At 70.0% G+C, this 25,498-nt stretch carries 24 protein-coding genes; all 24 read right to left on the bottom strand.

The features are described 5' to 3' along the window. Window positions 1–87 precede the first annotated feature (87 nt). Window positions 88–1,068, bottom strand: coding sequence for a class 1b ribonucleoside-diphosphate reductase subunit beta (gene nrdF, locus H9623_RS10770; protein ID WP_193720038.1), 981 nt, complete (start codon window positions 1,066–1,068; stop codon window positions 88–90). A 170-nt stretch (window positions 1,069–1,238) separates the two neighbouring features. Then, window positions 1,239–3,398: a class 1b ribonucleoside-diphosphate reductase subunit alpha gene (gene nrdE, locus H9623_RS10765; protein ID WP_227748495.1), complete on the bottom strand. Its 2,160-nt coding sequence runs from the start codon at window positions 3,396–3,398 to the stop codon at window positions 1,239–1,241. Next, window positions 3,368–3,799 carry a class Ib ribonucleoside-diphosphate reductase assembly flavoprotein NrdI gene (gene nrdI, locus H9623_RS10760; RefSeq protein ID WP_193720037.1) on the bottom strand — a complete coding sequence of 144 codons (432 nt, stop codon included), beginning with the start codon at window positions 3,797–3,799 and terminating at the stop codon, window positions 3,368–3,370. The genes nrdE and nrdI overlap by 31 nt, the downstream gene beginning before the upstream one ends. A 37-nt stretch (window positions 3,800–3,836) precedes the next feature. After that, window positions 3,837–4,079 (bottom strand): glutaredoxin-like protein NrdH, encoded by a 243-nt coding sequence (gene nrdH / locus H9623_RS10755; RefSeq protein WP_030149940.1) that lies wholly within the window; start codon window positions 4,077–4,079, stop codon window positions 3,837–3,839. A 613-nt stretch (window positions 4,080–4,692) separates the two neighbouring features. Continuing rightward, window positions 4,693–6,180 carry a GH1 family beta-glucosidase gene (locus H9623_RS10750; RefSeq protein WP_193720036.1) on the bottom strand — a complete coding sequence of 496 codons (1,488 nt, stop codon included), beginning with the start codon at window positions 6,178–6,180 and terminating at the stop codon, window positions 4,693–4,695. Between the two features lie 197 nt (window positions 6,181–6,377). Further along, window positions 6,378–8,657 carry an alpha-xylosidase gene (gene yicI / locus H9623_RS10745; RefSeq protein ID WP_193720035.1) on the bottom strand — a complete coding sequence of 760 codons (2,280 nt, stop codon included), beginning with the start codon at window positions 8,655–8,657 and terminating at the stop codon, window positions 6,378–6,380. A 30-nt stretch (window positions 8,658–8,687) separates the two neighbouring features. After that, window positions 8,688–9,593, bottom strand: coding sequence for a carbohydrate ABC transporter permease (locus H9623_RS10740; protein WP_193720034.1), 906 nt, complete (start codon window positions 9,591–9,593; stop codon window positions 8,688–8,690). Next, window positions 9,593–10,558 carry a carbohydrate ABC transporter permease gene (locus H9623_RS10735; RefSeq protein ID WP_193720033.1) on the bottom strand — a complete coding sequence of 322 codons (966 nt, stop codon included), beginning with the start codon at window positions 10,556–10,558 and terminating at the stop codon, window positions 9,593–9,595. Before H9623_RS10735 ends, H9623_RS10740 begins: the two co-directional genes overlap by 1 nt. 77 nt (window positions 10,559–10,635) lie before the next feature. Continuing rightward, window positions 10,636–11,937 (bottom strand): ABC transporter substrate-binding protein, encoded by a 1,302-nt coding sequence (locus H9623_RS10730; RefSeq protein ID WP_193720032.1) that lies wholly within the window; start codon window positions 11,935–11,937, stop codon window positions 10,636–10,638. 147 nt (window positions 11,938–12,084) lie between these two features. Next, on the bottom strand, window positions 12,085–13,104 hold the full coding sequence (locus tag H9623_RS10725; RefSeq protein ID WP_193720031.1) for a LacI family DNA-binding transcriptional regulator: 1,020 nt from the start codon (window positions 13,102–13,104) through the stop codon (window positions 12,085–12,087). Window positions 13,105–13,299: 195 nt separating this feature from the next. Beyond that, a complete protein-coding gene (locus tag H9623_RS10720; RefSeq protein WP_193720030.1) occupies window positions 13,300–14,634 on the bottom strand; it encodes an N-acetylglucosamine-6-phosphate deacetylase in 1,335 nt (444 codons plus the stop codon). Window positions 14,635–14,760: 126 nt separating this feature from the next. Continuing rightward, a complete protein-coding gene (locus H9623_RS10715) occupies window positions 14,761–15,288 on the bottom strand; it encodes a DUF1990 family protein (RefSeq protein WP_193720029.1) in 528 nt (175 codons plus the stop codon). Then, window positions 15,285–16,247 carry a YndJ family protein gene (locus H9623_RS10710; RefSeq protein WP_193720028.1) on the bottom strand — a complete coding sequence of 321 codons (963 nt, stop codon included), beginning with the start codon at window positions 16,245–16,247 and terminating at the stop codon, window positions 15,285–15,287. Before H9623_RS10710 ends, H9623_RS10715 begins: the two co-directional genes overlap by 4 nt. 1 nt (window position 16,248) lies before the next feature. Beyond that, the gene (locus H9623_RS10705; RefSeq protein ID WP_193720027.1) at window positions 16,249–16,953 is read right to left on the bottom strand and encodes a TetR/AcrR family transcriptional regulator; all 705 of its coding nucleotides are present in this window, start codon (window positions 16,951–16,953) and stop codon (window positions 16,249–16,251) included. Window positions 16,954–17,028: 75 nt separating this feature from the next. Beyond that, complete coding sequence (nucS, locus tag H9623_RS10700; RefSeq protein WP_193720026.1) at window positions 17,029–17,724, bottom strand: endonuclease NucS; 696 nt, start codon at window positions 17,722–17,724, stop codon at window positions 17,029–17,031. A gap of 142 nt (window positions 17,725–17,866) precedes the next feature. Next, window positions 17,867–18,277: a DUF2550 domain-containing protein gene (locus tag H9623_RS10695; RefSeq protein WP_193720025.1), complete on the bottom strand. Its 411-nt coding sequence runs from the start codon at window positions 18,275–18,277 to the stop codon at window positions 17,867–17,869. Between the two features lie 18 nt (window positions 18,278–18,295). Continuing rightward, window positions 18,296–18,580 carry a F0F1 ATP synthase subunit epsilon gene (locus tag H9623_RS10690; protein ID WP_193720024.1) on the bottom strand — a complete coding sequence of 95 codons (285 nt, stop codon included), beginning with the start codon at window positions 18,578–18,580 and terminating at the stop codon, window positions 18,296–18,298. An 88-nt stretch (window positions 18,581–18,668) separates the two neighbouring features. After that, the gene (atpD, locus tag H9623_RS10685; RefSeq protein ID WP_193720023.1) at window positions 18,669–20,150 is read right to left on the bottom strand and encodes a F0F1 ATP synthase subunit beta; all 1,482 of its coding nucleotides are present in this window, start codon (window positions 20,148–20,150) and stop codon (window positions 18,669–18,671) included. 85 nt (window positions 20,151–20,235) lie between these two features. Continuing rightward, window positions 20,236–21,132, bottom strand: coding sequence for a F0F1 ATP synthase subunit gamma (locus H9623_RS10680; protein ID WP_193720022.1), 897 nt, complete (start codon window positions 21,130–21,132; stop codon window positions 20,236–20,238). Window position 21,133: 1 nt separating this feature from the next. Continuing rightward, the gene (gene atpA, locus H9623_RS10675) at window positions 21,134–22,765 is read right to left on the bottom strand and encodes a F0F1 ATP synthase subunit alpha (RefSeq protein ID WP_193720021.1); all 1,632 of its coding nucleotides are present in this window, start codon (window positions 22,763–22,765) and stop codon (window positions 21,134–21,136) included. Between the two features lie 134 nt (window positions 22,766–22,899). Next, entirely contained in the window at window positions 22,900–23,715 is an 816-nt protein-coding gene (locus H9623_RS10670; RefSeq protein ID WP_193720020.1) for a F0F1 ATP synthase subunit delta, read from the bottom strand. Then, window positions 23,715–24,308 carry a F0F1 ATP synthase subunit B gene (locus H9623_RS10665; protein ID WP_193720019.1) on the bottom strand — a complete coding sequence of 198 codons (594 nt, stop codon included), beginning with the start codon at window positions 24,306–24,308 and terminating at the stop codon, window positions 23,715–23,717. Before H9623_RS10665 ends, H9623_RS10670 begins: the two co-directional genes overlap by 1 nt. Next, entirely contained in the window at window positions 24,308–24,535 is a 228-nt protein-coding gene (gene atpE, locus H9623_RS10660; RefSeq protein ID WP_030149959.1) for an ATP synthase F0 subunit C, read from the bottom strand. Before atpE ends, H9623_RS10665 begins: the two co-directional genes overlap by 1 nt. Window positions 24,536–24,651: 116 nt before the next feature. Further along, on the bottom strand, window positions 24,652–25,323 hold the full coding sequence (gene atpB / locus H9623_RS10655) for a F0F1 ATP synthase subunit A (RefSeq protein ID WP_407671898.1): 672 nt from the start codon (window positions 25,321–25,323) through the stop codon (window positions 24,652–24,654). Between the last annotated feature and the right edge of the window lie 175 nt (window positions 25,324–25,498).

The raw sequence follows: 25,498 nt of genomic DNA, 5'->3' as shown, positions 1-25,498 counted from the left end.
GCCCCCCCCCCCCCCCGCCCCCCCCGGGGGGGGGGGGGGGGGGGGGGTCGTCAGGTCGTCGGCGAGCCGCCCGTCAGGGGCTGCCGGTCAGAAGTCCCAGTCGTCGTCCTCGGTGTTCACGGCCTTGCCGATCACGTAGGACGAGCCCGAGCCGGAGAAGAAGTCGTGGTTCTCGTCGGCGTTCGGGGACAGCGCGGACAGGATCGCCGGGTTGACGTCGGTCTCGTCCTTGGGGAACAGCGCCTCGTAGCCCAGGTTCATGAGGGCCTTGTTGGCGTTGTAGCGCAGGAACTTCTTGACGTCCTCGGTGAGGCCGACGCCGTCGTAGAGGTCCGCGGTGTACTGGACCTCGTTCTCGTAGAGCTCGAAGAGGAGCTCGTACGTGTAGGCCTTCATCTCGTCGCGCTCGGCGGGGCTGAGCTTCTCGAGCCCCTTCTGGAACTTGTAGCCGATGTAGTACCCGTGCACTGCCTCGTCGCGGATGATGAGGCGGATCAGGTCAGCGGTGTTCGTGAGCTTGGCGCGGCTCGACCAGTACATGGGCAGGTAGAAGCCCGAGTAGAACAGGAAGGACTCGAGCAGCGTGCTCGCGACCTTGCGCTTGAGCGGCGAGTCGCCCTTGTAGTACTCCATGACGATCTCGGCCTTGCGCTGGAGATTGGGGTTCTCCTCCGACCAGCGGAACGCCTCGTCGATCTCGCGCGTCGAGCACAGCGTCGAGAAGATCGACGAGTAGCTCTTGGCGTGCACGGACTCCATGAAGGCGATGTTGGTGTACACGGCCTCCTCGTGCGGGGTGATCGCGTCGGGGATGAGCGACACGGCACCCACGGTGCCCTGGATGGTGTCGAGGAGGGTGAGGCCGGTGAAGACACGCATGGTCAGCGTCTTCTCCTCCTCGGTGAGCGTCGCCCAGCTCTGGATGTCGTTCGAGACCGGCACCTTCTCGGGGAGCCAGAAGTTCCCGACGAGACGGTCCCAGACCTCGGCGTCCTTGTCGTCGTCGAGACGGTTCCAGTTGATCGCGGAGACGCGATCGATGAGCTTGAGCTTCCCAGTGGGTGACATGTCGTTCTTCTTCTTTCTCAGCACGGTGCCAGCGACGAGACGAGAGGTCCTGCGGGCGGCGGGAACGGGAGGGCGCCGGTCGTGGGCGGGCCTTGCGGAGCCGCGAGGCACGAGCGGCCCGGACGACCGGCGCCCCTCCCGTGGACGTCGCCGTCAGGCGACGAGAGCAATCACAGCATGCAGGAGACGCAACCCTCCACCTCGGTACCCTCGAGCGCGAGCTGACGCAGGCGGATGTAGTACAGGGTCTTGATGCCCTTGCGCCACGCGTAGATCTGCGCGCGGTTGATGTCGCGCGTGGTCGCGGTGTCCTTGAAGAACAGCGTGAGGCTGAGCCCCTGGTCCACGTGCTGCGTCGCCGCGGCGTACGTGTCGATGATCTTCTCGTAGCCGATCTCGTACGCGTCCTGGTAGTACTCCAGGTTGTCGTTCGTCAGGTAGGGCGCCGGGTAGTAGACGCGCCCGATCTTGCCCTCCTTGCGGATCTCGATCTTCGAGGCGACCGGGTGGATCGACGACGTCGAGTTGTTGATGTAGGAGATCGAACCGGTGGGCGGGACGGCCTGGAGGTTCTGGTTGTAGATGCCGTGCTCCTTGACGGACGCGGCGAGCGCCTTCCAGTCCTCCTGCGTGGGGATGTGCACGCCGGCGGTCTCGAACAGCTCCTTGACGCGGGCCGTCGCGGGCTCCCAGACCTGCTCCGTGTACTTCTCGAAGTACTCGCCCGAGGCGTACGTGGAGTCCTCGAACCCGCCGAACGCCCGGCCCCGCTCGATCGCCAGGCGGTTGCTCGCGGCGATCGCGTGGTAGGCCACGGTGTAGAAGTAGATGTTCGTGAAGTCGATGCCCTCTTCGGAGCCGTAGAAGACACGCTCACGGGCGAGGTAGCCGTGCAGGTTCATCTGGCCGAGGCCGATCGCGTGGCCCGACTCGTTGGCGCGCTTGATCGACGGGACGGACTCGATGCTCGTCTGGTCGGACACGGCCGTCAGGGCGCGGATCGCGGTGTCGATCGTCTTGGCGAAGTCCGGCGAGTCCATCGTCTTGGCGATGTTCAGCGACCCGAGGTTGCAGGAGATGTCGCGGCCGACGTGGTCGTACGACAGGTCCTCGTTGTACGTCGAGGGCGTCGAGACCTGGAGGATCTCGGAGCACAGGTTCGAGTGGGTGATGCGGCCCTTGATCGGGTTCGCCTTGTTCACCGTGTCCTCGAACATGATGTACGGGTAGCCGGACTCGAACTGGAGCTCGGCGAGGGTCTGGAAGAACTCGCGCGCCTTGATCTTGGTCTTGCGGATGCGGGAGTCGTCGACCATCTCGTCGTACTTCTCGGTGACCGAGATGTCGGCGAAGGGCTTGCCGTAGACGCGCTCGACGTCGTAGGGCGAGAAGAGGTACATGTCCTCGTTCTTCTTCGCCAGGTCGAACGTGATGTCGGGGATGACGACGCCGAGGGACAGCGTCTTGATGCGGATCTTCTCGTCGGCGTTCTCACGCTTGGTGTCGAGGAAGCGCATGATGTCGGGGTGGTGCGCGTGCAGGTAGACGGCACCGGCGCCCTGGCGGGCTCCCAGCTGGTTGGCGTAGGAGAAGGAGTCCTCGAGAAGCTTCATCACGGGGATGACGCCCGAGGACTGGTTCTCGATGTGCTTGATGGGCGCGCCGTGCTCGCGGATGTTGCTCAGGAGCAGGGCGACGCCGCCGCCGCGCTTGGAGAGCTGCAGCGCCGAGTTGATGCCGCGCGCGATGGACTCCATGTTGTCCTCGATGCGCAGCAGGAAGCAGGACACGGGCTCGCCGCGCTGCGCCTTGCCGATGTTGAGGAACGTCGGGGTCGCGGGCTGGAAGCGTCCGGCGACGATCTCCTCGACGATGTCGAGGGCCGTCTGCTCGTTGCCGTCGGCGAGGCCGAGCGCGACCATCGAGACGCGGTCCTCGAAGCGCTCGAGGTACCGCTTGCCGTCGAACGTCTTGAGCGTGTACGAGGTGTAGTACTTGAACGCGCCGAGGAACGTGTCGAAGCGGAACTTCTTGGAGTACGCGAACTCGAAGAGCGACTTGACGAACTCGCGGTCGTACTTCGCGAGGACGGCGGGGTCGTAGTACTTGTTCTCGACCAGGTACTCGAGCTTCTCCTCCAGGCTGTGGAAGAAGACCGTGTTCTGGTTCACGTGCTGCAGGAAGTACTGGCGCGCTGCCTGGCGGTCCTTGTCGAACTGGATCTCGCCGTCGGGGCCGTACAGGTTGAGCATCGCGTTGAGCGCGTGGTAGTCGAGCTCGACCCCCGCGGCCACCGTGCTCACGCTGGAATCCGTGACTGTCGTTGCCAAAATCGTCCCAATCCGTCGCGGACGCGCTCGACGTCCTCGGCTGTTCCAAGAAGCTCGAAGGCGTACAGGTAGGGCACCTGGCACTTCGAGGAGATGATGTCGCCGGCGATGCAGTAGGCAGCGCCGAAGTTGGTGTTGCCCGCGGCGATGACGCCACGGATCAACGACCTGTTGTGTGAGTCGTTCAAGAACTTGATGACCTGGCGGGGCACTGCCCCGCCCTCGGTGCCGCCGCCGTACGTCGGGATCATCAGGACGTACGGCTCGTCGACCCGCAGGAACTCGTCCTTGGGCCGCAGCGGGATGCGGTGGACCGTGGAGCCCCGGTCCTCGAGGCCCAGCCGCTGGACGAACCGGTGCGTGGTGTCCGAGACGCTGGAGAAGTAGACGAGCGATCCCATGTCACACCTCGCAGCGGGGACCGGAGGGAGGGACTGCTCAGGCGACGGGTGCGACCTTCGCCGCGAGCGCGTTGATCTGGTCGGGGCGGAAGCCGGACCAGTGGTCGTCGCCGGCGATGACGACGGGTGCCTGCAGGTAACCGAGGCCGCGGACCAGCTCGAGCGCCTCGGCGTCCTGGCTGATGTCCACGACCGAGTACTCGATGCCCTTCTTGTCGAGGGCGCGGTAGGTCGCGTCGCACTGAACGCAAGCCGGCTTGCTGTAGACCGTGATGCTCATCTGGTCAGTCTCCTCGTGTAGGGGATCGAGCTTCCTGGGGGTCTCGGGTCGACTCCCTGGAGGGGTCCCTGACCTCGAAGAACACTGGTGGAACTACGATCGTGTGATGTGCCGAGGAGATGTTTGCTCCCTGGTGCTGACCACTATACCTAGTGGGCGGCGCCGCCGCTCGGCACTAGATGTCGTGGTCGGGTGAAACTCCTCGCCTCGTCCTCGGGCCTCTCCGCGGTGTGCTAGGACCACGGATCCATCCTCCCAGGAGCCACTGACAGGCCTTCTCCGCCACCGTCGTCCACCGCCTGTGCGCGCCTCGAACGGCGTCCCCTCGCGGCCCCCGCGACTTCTCCACAGGCTGTGGAGCACGGTCGTCCACACGCTGTGCAGGACAGGTGGTGCCGCGCGGACGGGTGGTGAGAGCCGCCGTCGGGCCGTGCTCACCACCGGGCGAACCGGACAACCCGGGCGGAGAAGTTGCTGGCGTGTCGTGTGCCCCCGGCGTGTCGCGCGGGGACCGGCCCGGGTGCGACGAACGTCACCGGTGGCGAGCACGACGGTCGGGCCTCCCCCGCGGGGACGACCCGACCGTCGTGGCGCGCCGCAGGGGCGCGCGGCGTCAGACCTCGTCGACCCCGGGCAGGACCGACGTCGTCGCGAGCCGGCGGTACCAGTGGGCCGAGTCCTTCCAGGTCCGTGCCAGGGTCTCGTAGTCGACCCGGATGATCCCGAACCGTCGGTCGTAGCCGTAGCCCCACTCGAAGTTGTCGAGCAGGGACCACGCGAAGTACCCGCGGACGTCGGCCCCGGCGTCGATCGCGGCCCCGACGGCGTCGATGTGGTCGTGGAGGTAGGCGACGCGCCGGTCGTCGTGCACCCGGGCGTGCCCCTGTGCGTCGACCGTCACCTCGTCGTCGAACGCCGCGCCGTTCTCGGTGACCATGAGCGGCTGGTCGGGGTAGGCCTGGTGCACGGAGAGCAGCAGCTCGGTCATGCCCGCGGGCTCGATGTTCCAGCCCATCGCGGTGTACGGCCCGGGCTGCTGGACGAACTCGACGTCGTCGACCCCGATCCACGGGCTGTGGCTCGACGCGCCGTGACCGTCGCTCTCCGAGCGCTCGCCGTCGCCGGAGAAGTGCCGCACGCGCACGGTCGAGTAGTAGTTGACGCCGAGGATCGACAGCGGCTGGCGCACGAGCTCCAGGTCGCCGTCCTGGACGAACGACCAGTCGGTCACGTGCGCGGTGTCGGCGAGCAGGTCCGCGGGGTAGGCGCCGTCGAGCAGCGGGCCGAGGAACGCGCGGTTGGCGAGCGCGTCGATCTTCCGCACGGCGTCGAGGTCCGCCGCGGACGAGGGGTCGTCGGGGCGGATGACGTGCAGGTTGAGGGTCACCGAGGTCTTGGCCTCCTCGCCCAGCTCGTCGCGGATCGCGCGGCACGCGAGCCCGTGGGCGAGGTTGAGGTGGTGCACGGCCGTGAGCGCCGCGACGGGCTCGGTGCGCCCGGGGGCGTGGACCCCCGAGCCGTAGCCGAGGTAGGCCGAGCACCAGGGCTCGTTGAGCGTGGTCCACACGTCGATGCGGTCGCCGAGCTCGCGGGCCATGCGGCGCGCGTAGGCGGCGAACGCGTACGCGGTCTCGCGGTTCGCCCAGCCGCCGCGGTCCTCGAGCTCCTGCGGGAGGTCCCAGTGATAGAGGGTCACGACGGGCTTGACGCCGGCCTCGAGGAGCGCGTCGACCAGGCGCGAGTAGAAGGCGATGCCCTCGGGGTTGAAGTCGCCCGAGCCACCGGGCTGGACGCGGGACCAGGAGATCGAGAACCGGTAGGCACCGAGCCCGAGGTCCTTGATGTGCTGCACGTCCTCGGCCCACCGGTGGTAGTGGTCGTCGGCGACGTCCCCGGTGTCGCCGTTCAGGGTGCGGCCGGGGGTGTGGGAGTAGGTGTCCCAGATGGAGGGTCCGCGGCCGTCCTCGGCGGCGGCGCCCTCGATCTGGTAGGCCGCGGTGGCCGAGCCCCAGAGGAAGTCGGTCGGGAAGGTCCGACGTGCGGGCGGCTGTGCCGGGGACGGCGCGGGCTGGGGGTCCTGCTGGGTGGCGACGGTGCTCACGGGAGTTCCTTCGGTCGTGCGGCCAAGGGGCGTGGAACGTGGGAGCGCTCTCACGTATCGATTCGATCAGCGTACCCACGCCACCGGACGACGTCGAGGGCGAGGTGCGGGGCGCCGTCGGGCAGGGACCTCTCCCCCGCCCGACGGCGTCGCTCACCTCGCTCCGCCGACCTCACCGCGGCAGCACGGGCACCGCGTCAGACGGACAGCGTGACGCTGGTCCGGCCCTCGGCACGGACCACGCGGTCACCGAGCTGGACGGCCCACGGCGCGCGGGCGTCGTCGGACGTGACCGTGACGAGCGAGCCGTCACGGACCGTGCGGAACGTCGTCGGCTCCCCCGTCTCGGACGGGACCGTGGTCGTCGAGTCGTGACCGTCGGGCAGCTCGAACAGGCGCAGCGTGACGCCGTCGGCCCACTCGTAGTCCGGCCGGTCCGTGCGCGCACCGACCGGCAGGACCGTGCCCGGGCGGACCAGGAGCGGCAACGAGTCGAACCCGTGCTTCTCCGACACCCACCGCGGCCCCGAGACCGTCCGCCCGTCCAGGAGGTTCGTCCACCGCCCCTCCGGGACGTAGTACTCGACGTCGCCCTCGGCCGTGAAGACCGGGGCCACGAGCAGCGAACCGCCCAGCATGTACTGGGTGTCGACCCCGTACCCGCCGCGGTCGTGCGGGAACTCGAGCACCATGGGACGCATCATCGAGATCCCGTCCCGGTGCGCCTCCTCCGCGACCCCCGCCAGGTAGGGCATGAGCGAGAGCTTGAGCCGCGTGAACCTCCGGGTGACGTCGACCGCCTCCTCGTCGAACGCCCACGGCACGCGCACCGAGTCCGAGCCGTGCAGCCGGCTGTGCGAGGACAGGAGCCCGAACGCCAGCCACCGCTTGAAGACGCCGGGGTCCGGGACGCCCTCGAAGCCACCGATGTCATGGCTCCAGTACCCGAACCCGGACATCGCGAGCGAGAGCCCACCGCGCAACGACTCGGCCATCGACGCGTACGTCGAGTCGCAGTCACCGCCCCAGTGCACCGGGAGCTGCTGCCCGCCCGCGGTCGCCGACCGCGCGAACAGGACCGCGTCCCCCTCGCCACGCTCACGCTCGAGGAGCCGGAAGACCGCCTCGTTGTAGAGCTGCGCGTAGTAGTTGTGCATCTTCGCGGGGTCCGACCCGTCCGACCACACCACGTCGTCGACCGGGACGCGCTCCCCGAAGTCGGTCTTGAAGCAGTCGACCCCCTGGTCCAGCAACCCCTTGAGCTTGCCCAGGTACCACTCGGTCGCCTCGGGGTTGGTGAAGTCGACCAGGCCCATGCCCGCCTGCCACTTGTCCCACTGCCACACGCCGCCGTCCGTCGTGCGCAGCAGGTACCCCGCCTCGCGCGCCTCCTCGAACAGCGGCGAGCGCTGCGCGACGTACGGGTTGATCCACACGCAGATCTTGAGCCCCTTGTCCTTGAGGCGCGTCAGCATGCCCTCCGGGTCCGGGAACGTGCGCGGGTCCCACTCGAAGTCGACCCACTGGTACTCCCGCATCCAGAAGCAGTCGAAGTGGAAGACCGACAGCGGCAGGTCGCGCTCGGCCATGCCGTCGATGAACCCGCTCACGGTCTGCTCGTCGTAGCTCGTGGTGAAGGACGTCGTGAGCCACAGCCCGAACGACCAGCCCGGGACGCGCGCCGGACGCCCCGTCAGCGCCGTGTACCGCGACAGCACCTCCTTGGGCGTGGGCCCCGCGACCAGGTAGTACTGGAGCGACTGGCCCTCGACCGAGAACTGCGCACGCGTGTTCGTCTCCGACGCGACCTCGAACGACACCAGCTCGGGGTGGTCGACGAACACGCCGTAGCCCCGGCTGCTCACGTAGAACGGCACGTTCTTGTACGCCTGCTCGCTCGACGTGCCGCCGTCGGCGTTCCAGATGTCCACCGACTGCCCGTTCTTGACGAACGGACCGAACCGCTCCCCCAGCCCGTACAGCTGCTCCCCCGGCGCGAGGCTCAGCTGCTCGTGCACGTAGTGGGCGCCCCCGTGCGCAGCGTCGGCCTGCACCGAGCCGACCGCCTTGTGCAGGCTCGACGTGACGACCCGCCCGTCCTGCTCGACGTCGACGCGCCACCCGCCGTCGCGGTGCACCCGCACCGCGAGCGGACCCGACCGCAGCACCCCCGCGGACCCGTCGACCGAGATGTCGGGGCGGAACCCCTCCTCGTGGTGGAGCTCGAAGTGCGGGCCGCGCTCGATCCCGCCGCGGTGGTGCTCGATCCGCACGCCGATCACGCCCGGTGCGGGCGAGGAGTACGTGACCGTCAACAGCGGCCGGTTGAGCGTGTCGCCGCGCCGCCGGATCACGGCGGTCGGTGCGTACACCGTCATGGTGCCCGCCGCGTGGTCCGCGCGGACGTCGTCGACCTGGGCGGGGTGGAGCGGCGAGAAGCCGTCACGGACCTGCCAGTAGCCGTCGGTGAACTTCATGGGTGCTCGGTTCCTTCGGGGTAGGTGCGGTCACTTCACGGCGCCGGCCGTGACGCCTCGCGTCAGGGTGCGCTGGAAGATGAGGAAGAAGATGACGGCCGGGACGAGCGAGACCAGCGCGCCGGCGTTGGTCGTCGTGGCGTCCATCATCCGGTCGCCCTGGAGCGAGGCCAGCGCGATCGGGATCGTCTGGGTGTCGTTGGTCGTCAGCATGACCAGCGGGATGAAGAACTCGTTCCACGTCCAGATGAAGAAGAAGATCATCAGGACCGAGAGCGTCGGGCGCACGACCGGGAAGACGATCTTCCACAGGATCTGCCAGCGCGACGCGCCGTCGAGGGCCGCAGCCTCCAGGAGCGCGGGCGGGAACGTCCCCAGCACCGACGACAGCAGGTACGTGCCGAACGCCGACTGGATGACCGTGAAGATGATGATCACGGACCACTGCGAGTTGGACAGGCCCACCTGCTGCGCCATGGTGAAGAGCGGGTAGACCAGCGCCTCCTGGGGCAGCATGTTCGCGAGCAGGAAGAGCATGATGATCCACAGCCGGCCCTTGACCCTCCCGACGCCGATCGCGTAGGCGTTCAGCAGCGAGAGCAGCGTGCCGCCCACCGCGACCGCGGCCGAGATCCAGATCGAGTTGAGCAGCTTCTGCGGGAAGTCGACCCGCTCCCAGAACGCGACGACGCCGTCGAGGTACAGGTGCGTGGGCCAGCTCAGGGGCCCGTCCTGCGAGTACTCCGCGGGAGACTTGAACGCGTTGAGGAGCATGATGACGAACGGCGCGAGCATCAGGAGCGCGAAGAGCCCCGCTGCCGCGAGCACGAACCAGCGGGCGACGCCGCGGCGGTGGCGCTCGTCGGGACGTGTGGCGCGCAGGACCTGGCCTGCGGTGGACTCGTCGACGGACGTGGTCAGCGTGTCGGTGGCCATCAGCGGCCTCCTTCCTCACGGCGCTCGGCCCGGGCCTGCAGGGCAAGGATGACGAGGGCGACCACGACGATCACCAGCGTCAGGACGGTCGCCACGGCGGCGCCGTACCCGACCTTCGACTTGTCGAAGAAGTTGAGGTACGAGTAGTAGCTGGGCACGAGGGTCGAGCTCTCGGGGCCGCCGCGGGTCAGCACGTAGATCGGGCCGAACACCTTGAGCGCCGCGACCGTGCAGGTCAGCACCACGACGAACGTCTCGGGACGGATCTGCGGCATCGTGATCGCGCCGAACCGGCGCCACCACCCGGCGCCGTCGAGCTCGGCCGCCTCGTACAGCTCGGGGTCGACCCGCTGGAGCGCCGACATGAAGATCACGACCGGGTAGCCGATCTGGACCCAGACCAGGACGGCCATGACCGTCGGCAGCGCGGTCGAGGTCGACCCGAGCCAGTTGGGCGGGTTCTCGAACCCGACCGAGCGCAGGACGACGTTGAGCGCGCCCGTCTGGGAGTTGAGGATCCAGTTCCACAGCACGCCCGCCACCGCGACGGGCAGGATCTGCGGAAGGTAGTACGTGGCCCGCAGGAACGCCGCGACGCCCCCGCCGAACCGGCGCCCCAGGTAGTCGAACAGGACGGCGGCCAGCACGAGGCCGATCAGGGTCGGGACCACGACCATCGCGAGGATCATCGCGATCGAGTTCCGGAACGAGGTCCAGAACTGCTCGTCGGCCATCAGGGCGGCGTAGTTCTCGAGCCCGACGAACTTCATCGGGGCCAGGCCGCCCTTCCACTTGAAGAGGCTGTAGTACACGTTCATGCCGAACGGGATCAGGATGACCACCGTGAAGGCGAGCGCCCCCGGGATCAGGTAGGGCAGGTACGCCACCCAGCGGGGCCGGGCGCGCCGTGAGCGCGTGGCTCGTGCTCGCTCGACCGCGGGGGCCGGAGTCTGGACAGTGCTCATGGTCTTTCCTCGTCGTCGGAGTCCTCGGTCCCGGTGGGCGGGCGGTGACCCGCCCACCGGGATCCTTCAGCTGCGGGTCAGCCCTCGAGCAGGTCCGCCTTGCCCTCCTCGTACGGGCCCGACAGCCCGTCGAGCACCTCGGCGGGGGTCTTGGACTGGTTGACGAGCGACTGGAGCTGGCTCACGATCACGTCGTAGTAGCCCGCGACGGGCCAGTCGGGGTAGAACGCCAGGCCGTCGGCGGCCAGGATGTCGTCGAAGTTCTGGGTCAGCGTCTTGGTGCGCTCGTCCGTGATCGCCGAGACGTCACCGGCGACGGGGAGCCCGCCCGCCTCGCCCAGGATGTTCTGGACCTCGGGGCGCAGCGTGATGTCGATGAACTCCTCGGCGAGCGACTTCGAGTCGGCGTTCGTGGGGACGACCCACAGGTTGCCCGACGAGCCCACCTGGAGCGTGTTGCCCGGGAAGTTGAACTGGCCCCAGTCCGCGTTCATCTCCTCGACGAGGCGGCCGAACCACCACGAGCCGGAGACCATCATGGGGTAGGTGCCGTTGATGAAGGAGACGCCCATGTCCTCGGCCGTGAGCGCGGCCGAGTCGGAGGCGATGTACCCCTTGTCGATCCAGTCGGCGAGGGTCTCCGTGGCCTTGGTCATCTCGGGGCCCTGGAAGTCGACCTCACCGTCGAAGAGCTGGTACGCGTCGACGAACTCCTGGTCGGCGTTCGCGAGGACCAGCTCGTACCAGAGCTGCCCCAGCGGGTACTCGGCCCCGGCCTCGGCGAGCGGGGTGACGCCCGCGGCCTGGAACGTCGCCATGGCGGTCTCGAGCTCCGCGAGCGTCGTCGGGACCTCGACGCCGTGCTGGGCGAACATGTCCTTGTTGTAGTAGACGCCGACGAACTCGCCGTAGTTCGGCACCCCGTACCACTCGCCCGACCCCATGAGGCCGTTCTCGTCGTAGGTCGCGGTCGTCTGGAGGGAGGCGCTGAGGGTCGTGTCCCAGCCGCGCTCGGTCGCCGCGTCGGTCAGCGGGGTCAGGAGGCCCTGGGACGCGAGCTGGCCCGCGGTCGCGTTGCCCTTGTTGTACTCCATGACGTCGGGCACGTCGTCGCCCGTGAGCACGATCTTGGCGTTCTTCTGGATCTGCTCGAAGGTCTGCTTCTCGACGACGACCTCCACGTCGGGGTTCTCGTCCTCGAAGATCTCGATGGCCTTGGCCCACGCCTGGCCCATGGCGGACTCGTCGTTCTCGTAGTGCCAGATCGTCAGGGTCTGGTCGTCGGAGTCCCCTCCGCCGCTCCCTCCTCCCGCGCACCCGGCCAGGGCGAGTGGGAGCGCTACCAGAGCAGCGACAAGAGGCTTCCGTGTACGCAACATGACTCTCTCCTCATCATTGAGCGTCGGCGTCTGCGCCGAACGTCGGGTACTGCACCGGCGAGGCCGGCGGTCGTGACACCGGACAGGTCCGGCGTTCGCGCCCCGGCGCGTCGTGGACGCGCCGGGACCGGGGTCGGGCGTCCGGGGCTACGGGCCCCGGACCGGGCCGACGCTCGCGCCGGCCTCGAGGTCGCACGGGACCAGGGCGGGCGCGTGCGCCCGTCCCGCATCGTCGATCCGTGCGACCAGGGACTGCACACCGAGCCGCCCGAGCGCGGCCCCCGGTGCGTGCATGGTGGTCAGGGGCGGCGTGCTCATCGCGCCCACGCCGGGGGAGGTCACGATGCCGAGCACCGAGACGTCGGTCGGGACCGCGAGCCCGCGGGCCTGCAGGTCCGACATGACCCCGAACGTCGCGATCTCGTTCATCGTGACGAACGCGGTGAGCGACGGGTCCTGCCCGAGCAGCTCGCCGACCGCGGCCCGGCCGGCCGCGGCCGTCTCGTCGCACAGGAGGCTGGGGCCCGTGAGGCCACGCCGGCCCATGGCCTCCGCGAACCCCTCGCCGGCCCGCAGCGTCGGGCCGTAGCCCGAGGCGGCGCTCTCGGCCGAGTGGTTGAGGAACGCGATGCGGCGGTGCCCCAGCGCGTACAGGTGCTCCACGGCGGCCTCGGTCGTCGCGGCGAAGTCGATGTCCACGTAGGGCCGCCCGTCGAGCTCTCGCGTGCGGCCGATCATCGTGTACGGCACCCCGGCCGCGTGGAGCACCTCGACGCGCGGGTCGTCGAGCCGGACCTCCATGAGGAGGACCCCGTCGGCCATGCCCTGCTGGCTCAGGTCACGGATCTCCTCGGCCTCGTTCGTGGCGAAGGGCCACAGCACCAGGTGGTAGCCCGCCTCCCGCGCCGCCGCAGCGGCACTGGTCACGAACTCCGAGACGGTCCCGCCGATCCCGGTCTCGGTCGCGGGGAAGATCAGGGCGAGGACGTGGCTGCGGCGCGAGGCGAGCCCGCGGGCCATGGCGTTGCGGTGGTAGCCGAGGTCCGTTATGGCGGCCTCGATGCGGGCACGCGTCTCGTCGGAGATCTTGCGCGTCCCGTTGAGCGCGTAGGACACCGTGCTGAGCGACACGTTCGCTCGTGCGGCCACGTCCTGCATGGTCACCATCTCGCCACCTCCTCGTGGTCGGCCCCACCGGGGATCCGTTGTCGAAGCGCTTCGTCGAAGCGCTTCGAATGAATACGAGTATTGACTGAACTATTGCGATCCGTCAACCCCCGACGCGGGACGCAGCACGGCCCGGCCCCGGGCTCTCGCTCGGGACCGGGCCGCCGGTCAGGTATCTCTGCAGGTCAACCGAGGTCAGTCGGTGACACGCTCTCCCCCGCGCCACACACCGAGCGGGCGCAGGTCCGCGTCGGTCACGACGAGGTCGGCACGACGACCGGCCTCGAGCGCGCCGATGTCCGCGCGCCCCAGGACCCCTGCCGGGGTCAGCGTGGCAGCCGTGACCGCATCGACCAACGGGACGCCGAACCCGACCGTCGCACGGACCACGTCGAGCAGGTGGAAGGTGCCGCCCGCGATCGACCCCTCGGGCGTGCCGTCGTCGAGGCGCGCGACCCCGTCCGCGACCGTCACGGCCATGGGGCCGAGCTGGTACGTGCCGTCGGCCATCCCCGCGGCCGCCATGGCGTCCGTGACGAGGACGATCGCGTCCGGCCCGACGAGCTCGAACACGCTGCGCACCGTCCCGGCCGCGAGGTGCGTCCCGTCCGCGACGAGCTCGACCACGAGCTCCCCGCGCGCCGCGGCCGCGAGGCACGACGCGACGGGACCGGGCGCACGGTGGTGCAGGGGGCGCATGCCGTTGAACAGGTGCGTCGCGGTCAGGCGCGGTGCCGGCCCCACGGGCTCCCCCGTCGCCTCGAGCGCCGCCCGGCGTGCCGCGAGCGCCGCGACGCCCTCGGCGATCGCCGCGTCGGTCTGCTCCGACGACGCGTCGGTGTGCCCGACCGACGGGACCGCGCCGACCTCGACCAGCGTCTCGACCACCCCACCGGGCCCGGTGTTGCCCGGGACCTCCGGGGCGAAGGTCATGGTGCGGACGTGCCCGCGGCCCGCCTCGGCGATCGCACGCACCAGGTCCGGGTCCCCCGCGAGCATGTCGTGCGGGTTCTGCGCACCGCACCGCGCCTCGGACAGGAAGGGGCCCTCGAGGTGGATGCCCGCGATCTCGCCCGCGTCGCCGAGCTCGGCCAGCGTCGCGACCCGGCGCAGCAGGGTCTCGCGCTCGGCGGTCACGAGCGAGGCGACCAGGCTCGTGGTCCCGTGCCGACGGTGCTCGCGCACCGCGACGAGCGCCTGCTCGGCGTCCTGCGCGTCGGGGAAGCTCGCGCCGCCGCCGCCGTGGTTGTGCAGCTCGACGAGACCGGGGAGGACGACCTGGCCTGCGGCAGGCTCCGCAGCGGCCTCGACCTCCGCGGCGTACCCGGCGGCCGCCGCGTCGCGCCGGTCCCCCACCCACGTGATGACCGGCCCGTCCAGGACCACGACACCGTCCTCGACGACCTCCCGGGGCGTCACGACCCGGCCACGCAGGGCGGTCCGCCCGGCGCCGGGCGTCTCACCGGACGGGGGGCTGGACGATGCGGCGGGCTGGGCCTCGGACGGTAACGGTGCGGTGTTCGACGTCATGGGCCACATTCTTGCGCACTTCGTTCGGACGGTGCACGAAGGCTCACGACCACCGCTGCGCCGCGGTCGAGGAGTGAGACCGCGCGCACCCCCGGCTCCGCAGCACGCGCCAGGACGAGCTCGCGCTCACAGGTCGCGCAGCAGGCGGCGCGCGGCCCGGGCGAGGTGGGCGACGTACAGCCGCTGGAACGTCGGGACCAGGGGCCGCAGGGCCGACACCCACCATGCGGCCGGGTTGCTGAAGGCGTCCACGACGAACCACACGTCCCCGGACGCGTCACGTTCGAGCACGAACGACTCCTCGCCCACGAACGCGTGTCCCGGCAGCGTCCCGTACCCGAACCCGATCCGCTGCTCCTCACGCTCGACCCACACGATCTCGCACGGTTCGCTCAGGCGCAGCCACCCCAGGCCGAGCAGCGTCGTCACGAGCCCGCCCGGCGCGGCGACGGGCGCCGACGTCTCGATCCGCACGCGGGCGGCGCGGTGCACCTGCCAGGTCAGGAGCTGCTCGCCCAGACGTCCGAGCTCGTCGACCGAGTACGGTCGCTCGGAGAGCCGGTGCCGCAGGCGGAGGTGGCCGTAGCCCTCCGGCAGCTCGGCGGCCAGGGTGGCCCCCACCTCGGGGTACGTCGTGCGGCTGAGGGTCGTCATGCCTGTCTCCGTCCTGGGCTCCTGCTGGGTGTATGTGCCGGGCGTGGTCTTTCTTGCAGCAGCGTGCCGGTGCGCGGCGACCGACCCGGCGGACCGGGGCGCCGCTGCGCCTCGCGCGCGACCCGCCCCAGCCCGAGCAGCGTGCACAGCGCGAACCCGAGCGCGTTCGCGAGGCCGTGCGTCGCCGCCATGAGCCCGATGCCCGGGTGCGGCGCCCCCGTGAGCTCACCGACCGCCCACCACACCGCGAGCAGCATCGAGGCGCCGAGGGCGACCGAGCCCACGGCGAGGAGGACCCGCGCTCCCCGCCGTGCCGGGATCCCCAGGACGGCCCAGGCGGTGCACCAGAGCGCGCCCGTCAGCACGAGCGCCCCCAGGAGCTCGACCAGGTCGCTCACGAAGTAGCCCACCAGGACCGTCCCCGTCCCCAGCGGCACCCCGAGCGCACCGAGACGGGCGGCAGCCGGTCGACCGGCTCCCCGTGCCGGGGTGTCGCGGTCGACCACGACCGTCAGCCCCGCGACGAGCGCCGCGGCGAAGCCCGCGAAGAGCATGTGCGGGACCGTCAGCGTCAGGTACGTCCCCGAGAACCCGAGCAGTCCCCAGCCGCCGCGGTCGGCGAGCATGGCCGCGGCACCGACCCCCGGCATCACCAGAGCGACCCCGACGGCGAGCCGCACCTCGGGTGGGAGCGGCGGCGTCGGGCCGGGCAGGACCAGGCGGACCGCGGCGCCGAGCAGGACCACCGCGCCCACCAGGAACGGGACGGTCGCCCCCTGGGCGAGGGGACCCGACGGGAGCCACGCGCCGGCCGCCGCGACGGCACCGGCGGCAGGCCACCACGGACCTCCCGCCCCCGGGACGGTCCGCGGCCCCAGCAGCGACAGCCCCAGCGGGAGGACGACGACGAGCCCGACGGCCACCACGACGTCGACGAGGAGCGCGGTCGCCGGGCTCACGTCAGGCCTTGAGCGAGGCGGTCAGACGCAGGACGTCGTCGACGACGCCGCGCGCCACCGGCAGGCGCGAGAGACGGACGAGCGTGCCCACGATCGGGCTCGCCCCCGCCACGAGGCGCCGCGTGCGCACCGTGCCTGCCGACGAGTCCTGGACCCAGAAGAGCGTCACCCCGAGCTGGGCCAGCCACAGCAGCTCGGGCAACCGGGCCCGCAGGGCCGACGGGACGGCGGGCGAGGCCCCCGCGACCACGTCCTCGAAGATCCCGAGCGACAGCTCTCGAGCCTCGCGCGAGGCCTCGCTGAACGGGTTGGCCGCGGCGCCCGGACGGATCGCGACCGAGACGAACTCGGCACCGAACGAGTGGTACGGCGAGAAGACGTCGACCGACGCGTCGAGCACCCCGCGCAGCCGCTCCGTGAGCGTCCCGCCGCGCGCCAGGACCTCGTCCGCCGCCGCCCGGTGAGCGCGCAGGACGTCGAGGTACAGCTCCTGCACCAGGTGGTCCTTGGACGGGAAGTAGTAGTACGCGTTGCCCGTGCTCACCCCGGCGCGCTGCGCGATCGCCCGCATGGTCGTGGCCTCGTAGCCCTGCTCACGCAGCATGGCCAGCGCCGTGTCGAGGACCGTGGCCCGGGTGTGCGCCGACTTGGCGGTGCGCGTCGTGGGCACGGTCGGCGCGACCCGCTCGGGCCTCGTTTTGAACATGTTCAAAAACCTAGCACGAGAAGAGCCCGCCCGGCCGCCACGGCCGGACGGGCCGTCCCACGCCCCCTGCTGCTCCTAGAACAGCCGGGAGTCCACGTCGTCGACGCCGCGCATCGCGTCGTAGTCCAGGACCAGGCACCCGATCCCCCGGTCCGTCGCCAGGACGCGGGCCTGCGGCTTGATCTCCTGCGCCGCGAACACACCCCGCACCGGCGCCAGGAGCGGGTCCCGGTTCAGCAGCTCCAGGTAGCGCGTGAGCTGCTCCACGCCGTCGATGTCGCCGCGACGCTTGATCTCGACCGCCACCGTCGCGCCGTCCTTGTCACGCGCCAGGATGTCGACCGGACCGATCGCCGTCGGGTACTCACGACGGATCAGCGTGTGCCCCGTCCCCAGCAGCTGGATCTGCGCCGCGAGCATCTCCTGCAGATGAGCCTCGACCCCGTCCTTGATCAGGCCGGGATCGACACCCAGGTCGTGGGCCGAGTCGTGCAGGACCTCGTACAGCTCGATCTCGAGCCGGTCGTCGCTCTTGGCGTGCTGGACCGCCCAGAGCTGGGTCACCCCGCGCTCCCGCGCAGCCTCGTCGGGCTCCGAGACCGCCATCGAGCACGGCGGGCTCATCCAGTTGAGCGGCTTGTACGAGCCGCCGTCCGAGTGCAGCAGCACGCTGCCGTCAGCCTTGACGAGCAGCACGCGCGTCGCGAGCGGGAGGTGGGCCGAGAGCCGGCCCGTGTAGTGAGCCGAGCACCGGGCAACCACGAGACGCACGAAGAACTCCTCAGAAGGGACGATGGGGCGGTGGGACCGGAGTGTCACCGCGGCGGCTAACCGCCGCTGGGGCGAGCACCGGACAGCGCCGGCAGGGACCCCACGAGCGACCGTAGCACCCGGCCACGGCACGCCGGCCGGCTCAGACCACCACGCCGCGGCGGCCCGGCGGGGCGGCCTCGAGCCACGACGCCAGGCCGGCGTACGCGCCGCTCGACATCGACAGCTCGAAGCGGACGCCCTCGTACGAGCACTCCACGAGGAACAGGTCGCGGTCCGCGTCGAGCGGACGCCGGGACACGATCTCGAGGTCGGTCCGGCGCCACGTACGGGCCGGGCGCAGCGACAGGGACCAGCAACGCCACCAGTCGATCCGGCCGACCCCGTACTGCGCGATGCCCAGCGACCAGGACTGACCGGCCCCGACGGGGCGGGCACTGCACTCGAAGGCCCCCACCCGGTGGGCGATGGCCCGAAGACGCAACGCTCCCAGCCCGGCCACGAGCGCCACTGCGAGAAGCAGTGCGATCGCGATCCAGGCGGGGAGCGGCACGTGAGATACCCGGGTCCGTCAGTGGCCGGAGACGCCGGCGCCGTCGAGCACCTCGGCGTCGTCCACCACGAGCATGACCTGGTTGGAGTCCACCGACAGGAACCCGCCGGTGACCCGCACGGCGACCTTCTCGCCGTTCGTGCCGGTGATCCGCACGGTGCCCTCACCGAGGACGGACAGGACGGGCGAGTGGTTCACGAGGATACCGATCTCACCGTCGGCGGCCGGCGCGCTCACCGCGCGCGCGTCCCCGGACCAGATCTTGCGGTCCGCCGCCACGAGGTCGACGTTCAGCTGTGCCACTTCAACTCCTTCATGTCGGTGCGCGGGTCTGACGAAGCGCGCCGCGTGCCCAGCCTGTCGGCCGGGCCCGCGGCGCGCTCACGGCGTGTCAGACGCCGTACTCCTTCTGGATACGGGCCCAGTTGCGCTCGAGGTCCTCGAGGCCACCGATGTTGAAGAACGCCTGCTCGGCGACGTGGTCGAACTCGCCGTCCGCGATCTTCTTGAAGGCCTCGATGGTCTCCGTCAGCGGGACCGTCGACCCGACGACACCCGTGAACTTCTCGGCCATGTAGGTGTTCTGCGAGAGGAACTGCTGGATGCGGCGCGCACGCGCCACGACCGTCTTGTCCTCCTCCGACAGCTCGTCCACACCGAGGATCGCGATGATGTCCTGCAGCTCCTTGTTGCGCTGCAGGATCGACTTCACGCGCGTCGCGACGTCGTAGTGCTCCTGGCCCACGTAGCGCGGGTCGAGGATGCGCGAGGACGACGTCAGCGGGTCGATCGCCGGGTACAGACCCTTCGAGGCGATCTCACGCGAGAGCTCGGTGGTCGCGTCCAGGTGGGCGAACGTCGTCGCCGGCGCCGGGTCGGTGTAGTCGTCGGCAGGGACGTAGATCGCCTGGAGCGACGTGATCGAGTGACCACGCGTCGAGGTGATGCGCTCCTGGAGCAGACCCATCTCGTCGGCCAGGTTCGGCTGGTAGCCCACCGCGGAGGGCATGCGCCCGAGCAGCGTGGAGACCTCGGAACCGGCCTGCGTGAAGCGGAAGATGTTGTCGATGAAGAGCAGCACGTCCTGCTTCTGCACGTCACGGAAGTACTCCGCCATGGTGAGCGCGGAGAGCGCGACGCGAAGACGCGTGCCCGGCGGCTCGTCCATCTGGCCGAAGACGAGGGCCGTCTTGTCGAAGACGCCCGCCTCCTCCATCTCGACGATCAGGTCGTTGCCCTCACGGGTGCGCTCGCCGACACCGGCGAACACCGAGACACCACCGTGGTTCTGGGCCACACGCTGGATCATCTCCTGGATGAGGACCGTCTTGCCGACGCCCGCACCCCCGAAGAGGCCGATCTTCCCACCGAGCACGTACGGCGTCAGGAGGTCGATCGACTTGATGCCGGTCTCGAACATGGTGGTCTTCGACTCGAGCTGGTCGAAGGCCGGGGGCTTGCGGTGGATGGGCCAGCGCTCGGTGATCTCGAGCTTCTCGCCCTCCTGGAGGTTGAGGACGTCACCGGTCACGTTGAACACGTGCCCCTTGGTGACGTCGCCCACGGGGACGCTGATCGGCGAGCCGGTGTCGGTGACGACGGCGCCGCGGACCAGGCCGTCGGTCGGCTTGAGGGCGATCGCACGGATGAGCGAGTCGCCCAGGTGCTGCGCGACCTCGAGGGTCAGGCGGAAGGACTTCTCCCCCTCGCCCTGGCTGGACAGGTCGATGTCGACGGTCAGCGCGTTGTAGATCTCGGGGATCGCGTCCGACGGGAACTCGATGTCGACGACGGGGCCGATCACGCGGGCGACACGGCCCACGCCGGGTCCGCTCTGGTGCTCGACCTGGGCTTCCACGGTGGTGGCGGTCATTACTGGCCTCGCTTCGCAGGGCCGGAGACAGCTCCGGCAGGTTCGGTGCAGGTGGTGGAGATCGTCGGTGTCGTCATGCGGCGCCTCACGACGCCGCGAGGGCGTCGGCACCGGAGACGATCTCGCTGATCTCCTGGGTGATGTCGGCCTGTCGTGCCTGGTTCGCAAGTCGCGTGTACATGCGGATCAGGTCCTCGGCGTTGTCCGTCGCGGTGTGCATCGCGCGCTGGCGGGCAGCCAGCTCCGACGCGGCCGCCTGCAGCAGGCAGCTGTAGATGCGGCTGCGCACGTAGCGCGGCAGCAGTGCGTCCAGGACGGCCTCGGGCGACGGCTCGAAGTCGTACAGGGGCAGGACGTCGTTCTGACCGACCGGCGCGACCCCTTCGACGACCTCGAGGGGAAGCATCCGGACGACGCGGGGACGCTGCGTCACCATGTTCACGAACTGCGTGGACACGATGTGCAGCTCGCCGACGCCACCCTCGTCCGCGGGGGCGAGGAAGGCGCCGAGCAGCGTGTCGGCGATCTCGCCCGCCGTGTCCGCCGAGGGCGAGTCCGAGCCGCCGGTCCACGAACCGGCGAGCTCGCGGTGACGGAAGGTGTAGTAGGTCACCGCGCGACGCCCTGCGGCGTAGAGCGCGACCTCCTTGCCCTCGTGCGTGAGGCGCTCGACCAGACGCTCGGTCTCACGGATGATCGACGCCGAGTAGGCGCCGGCCATGCCGCGGTCCGACGCGACGACGAGCACCGCGACCCGGTTGGTGTCGGTGCGCTCGGACGTCAGCGGGTGCTGGGTCGTCGAGTGCGTCGCCACGGCCGACACTGCGGTGGTGATCGCCTCGGCGTAGGGGCCCGCCTCGGACGACCGGGCGCGAGCCCGGCCGATCCGGGACGCAGCGATGAGCTCCTGCGCGCGGAACATCTTCTTGAGGGACTGCGTCGACTTGATCCGCTGCTTGTAGACGCGCTGGGATCCGGCCATGTCAGGCCTTCTTCTGCCGGACGATCTGCTCCTGCTCGACGACGACGCCCTCTTCCTCGTCGGACTCGCCACCGACGAGGGGGGTGCCGTCGCCCGTGAGGAAGCCGTTGCGGAAGTCGTCGACGCCCTGAGCCAGTGCAGCCTCGGTCTCGTCCGAGAGCTTGCCGGTCGAGGCGATCGTGCTGAGCACCTCGGTGTTGCGGCGCAGGTGGTCGAGCAGCTCGGTCTCGAAGCGACGCACGTCCTCGAGGGGCACGTCGTCGAGCTTGCCCTTGGTGCCGGCCCAGATCGAGGCGACCTGGTCCTCGACCGGGTACGGCGAGTACTGACCCTGCTTGAGGAGCTCCATGAGGCGAGCGCCACGGGTCAGCTGACCGCGCGAGGCGGCGTCGAGGTCCGAGGCGAACATCGCGAAGGCCTCGAGCGAGCGGAACTGGGCCAGCTCGAGCTTGAGCGTTCCCGACACCTGCTTCATGGCCTTGACCTGCGCGGCACCACCGACTCGGGAGACGGAGATTCCGACGTCCACGGCGGGACGCTGGTCGGCGTTGAAGAGGTCCGACTGGAGGAAGATCTGTCCGTCGGTGATCGAGATGACGTTGGTCGGGATGTACGCCGACACGTCGTTCGCCTTGGTCTCGATGACCGGCAGGCCGGTCATCGAGCCCGCGCCCAGCTCGTCCGAGAGCTTCGCACAACGCTCGAGCAGACGGGAGTGCAGGTAGAAGACGTCACCGGGGTACGCCTCGCGGCCCGGCGGGCGGCGGAGGAGCAGCGACACGGCACGGTAGGCCTCGGCCTGCTTCGACAGGTCGTCGAACACGATGAGGACGTGCTTGCCGCCGTACATCCAGTGCTGGCCGATGGCCGAGCCGGTGTAGGGCGCGAGGTACTTGAACCCGGCCGGGTCGGAAGCCGGAGCCGCGACGATCGTCGTGTACTCCAGCGCGCCGGCCTCTTCCAGCGCGCCGCGGACGGCGGCGATGGTCGAGCCCTTCTGGCCGATCGCGACGTAGATGCAGCGGACCTGCTTGGTCGGGTCGCCGGTCTCCCAGTTCGCCTTCTGGTTGATGATCGTGTCGATCGCGATCGCCGTCTTGCCCGTCTGGCGGTCGCCGATGATCAGCTGACGCTGACCACGACCGACGGGGATCATCGAGTCGATCGCCTTGAGGCCGGTCTGCAGCGGCTCGTGGACCGACTTGCGGTCCATGACGCCGGGGGCCTGCAGCTCGAGGGCACGACGGCCCTCGGTCTCGATCTCCCCGAGGCCGTCGATCGGCTGACCCAGCGGGTCGACGACGCGACCCAGGTAGCCGTCGCCGACCGCGACGGAGAGGACCTCTCCGGTCCGACGGACCTCCTGGCCCTCCTCGATGCCGGTGAACTCACCCAGGACGACGACACCGATCTGGCGAACGTCCAAGTTCAGGGCAAGGCCGAGGGTGCCGTCCTCGAAGCGCAGCAGCTCGTTGGCCATTGCGCCCGGAAGGCCTTCCACCTGGGCGATGCCGTCAGCGGCGAGGGTGACGCGACCGACTTCCTCGGTCACCGCGCCCCCGGGCTCGTAGGACTTCACGAAGCTGTCCAGCGCGGCCCTGATCTCGTCGGGCCGGATCGTCAGCTCAGCCATTGCTCTTCTCCTGTCGTGGCCACCCCGCGATGTGCGGGAGCGGTCGAACGTTCTTGTCAGTTCGCCGGCTCGGGAGCCGGCGGGGTGTCGACGACACCGGGGGCCGCGAGGACCTCAGTGTTCGGGCGAACAGGTCAGCTGACCAGTCGTCTGCGTGCGTCGGCCAGGCGCGAGAGGACCGTCGAGTCGACGACGTCCGCCCCGACCTGGACGCGCAGGCCGCCGAGGACCTCGGGGTCCACGGTGACGTTCAGCTGGACTGCCCGGCCGTACGCGCGCTCGAGGAGCGCGGACAGACGGTCCTGCTGTGCCTGGCTGAGCACCGTGCCCGACGTCACCGAGGCGACGAGGCGACGGCGGCGACGTGCGGCGACGTCCCCGAGCCACACCAGGGTGGCCACGAAGCGGCGACCGCGAGGTGCGACGGTCGCCCGCTCCGCGAGGAACTGGGTGACCGGGTCGACCTTGCCCGCGAGCAGAGTGTCGACGAACGCCTTGCGACGAGCGGGGTCGGTCGAGGTCTCCGTCAGCACGCGGCGGGCCTCGCGCTCGCCGACGAGCGACCGCGTGATGCGGAACAGCTCGTCCTCGACGCGCTCGAGCGCCCCGCGGGCCTCGGCCGAGGCCAGGACCGCGTCGACGCCGAGGTGCTCGACGGCGTCGGCGATGTCGCCGTCGTGCGCCCAGCGGTCCCGGGCGAGCCCGGAGACCAGGTCGACGACGCGACCGTCGAAGCCCTCGCGCAGCACGTCGGCCGCCAGGGCGGCCTTGTCCTCGCCCGACCGCGACGGGTCGGCGAGGGCGCGGCGCAACGGCACGGAGCCGTCGAGCGCCGCGGCCACGGTGAGGAGCTCCTCGCCCAGGGTGAAGGCGCCCTCACCGGCAGCACGCAGCACCGGCTCGAAGCGCTCCTGAGCCTGCGCGAGGGAGGCTCCGCTCGTCCCGCGCATCAGCCCTCCTTGCCGTTGGCCGCCGCGCTGGCGGCCCCGGCTCCCGCTGCCTCGAGCTCGTCGAGGAACCGGTCCACGACCCGCGACTGACGGGCGGAGTCCTCGAGGGACTCGCCGACGATCTTCGAGGCGAGCTGGGTCGCGAGCGTCCCGACGTCGTTGCGCAGCGAGATCGCGGCCTGCTGACGCTCGGCCTCGATCTGGCGGTGGGCGGTGTCGACGATGCGAGCGGCCTCCTCACCGGCCTTGACCTTGTGGTCGGCGACGATGGCCGACCCCTCGGCACGCGCGTCCTCACGGATCTTCGCGGCCTCGGTGCGGGCCTCCTGCAGCTGCTGGTGGTACTCCGCCAGCGCCGCGGCGGCCTCGGCCTGAGCCGACTCCGCCTTGGCCAGACCGCCCTCGATCTTGGCCGTGCGCTCGTCGAGCACCGCCTGGAACTTGGGCAGGACCATCTTGTAGAAGACGACCGCGATGATGATCAGGACGATCGCCGACCAGAACAGGTCGTAGAACGGCGGGAGGAACAGCTTGATGGGGTCGACCTCGCCAGACTCTGCGGCGAGGACCGCCTGGGGGCCGATGGTCGACATCAGAAGATGAAGCCAGCGACGAAGCCGAGCAGCGCGAGGATCTCGACGAACGCCAGACCGATGAACATGGTGCCGCGGAGCTGGCCGGCGACCTCGGGCTGGCGGGCCATGCCCTCGACCGTCTTGCCGATCAGGATGCCGAGGCCGATGCCCGGGCCGATCGCGGCGATGCCGTAGCCGATGGTGTTGATGCTGCCTTCGACAGCGGCGAGGGTGGTGACGTCCACGGTGTTTCCTTCCGTTGGGCGCCCGGTCGTGCGAACGGGCGTCAGGTGCGATGCGTCAGGTGGGGCTCAGGGGCGGTTCCGGGACCGAGGGCCCGGGACCAGGTGCGTGGTGCGGGTCAGTGCTCTTCCTCGATCGACATGTTGATGTAGACCGTGGCGAGGAGCGCGAAGATGTACGCCTGCAGGCCCGCGACGAACACCTCGAAGAGCGTGATCGCGATGCCGCCCGCGAGGGTCAGCGCGCTGATCGCCTTGAGGGCCGGCGCTGCCTCGAGGAGCAGGAAGTTCGTGGCGGCGAAGCACAGGACCAGCATGATGTGGCCCGCGACCATGTTCGCCGTGAGTCGGATGACGAGCGAGGCCGGGCGGATGATCAGGAGCTGGAGCAGCTCGATCGGCGCCAGGATGAAGTAGATCGGGAACGGCACGCCCGGGGGGAACAGGTTCGCCCGGATGTAGCCCCAGAGGCCGTGCTGCCTGATGCCCGCGGCCCAGTAGGCCACGAAGACCCACAGCGCCAGGAGGATCGCCACGCCGGCGACCGAGGTGCCCGCGAGGTTGAGACCCGGCACGACGCCCGTGAGGTTGAACGCGAGGATCGTCACGAAGATCGTCGTGATCATCGGCACGTAGCGGCGAGCCCGCTCGGTCCCCATGATCTCCTCGACGATGTTCACCCGAGCGAAGTCGAGGACCATCTCGACACCGTTCTGGAACCTGCCGGGGACGAGCTTGGCACGCCGGGCCGCGAGCACGAAGATCGTCAGGATCACGATCGTGGCGATCACGCGGATGAGCTGCAGCCGGTTGAACTCGAACGGGGTGTCGCCGAAGAAGATCGCGTCGGGGAAGAACTCACCGATCGTCGGCGCGTGGAAGCCCTCGCCTTCTGCTGCGGCAACGAAGGAAGAGGGGGTCGCGAGCGTGAACAGGGTGGACTCCCGGTGGTCGTCGATTGCCAGG

This window comes from Oerskovia douganii, assembly GCF_015142735.1.
GTDB lineage: Bacteria > Actinomycetota > Actinomycetes > Actinomycetales > Cellulomonadaceae > Oerskovia > Oerskovia douganii.
The sequence above is the reverse complement of the archived record's forward strand: the minus strand, read 5'-3'. Positions and strand labels throughout refer to the sequence as shown.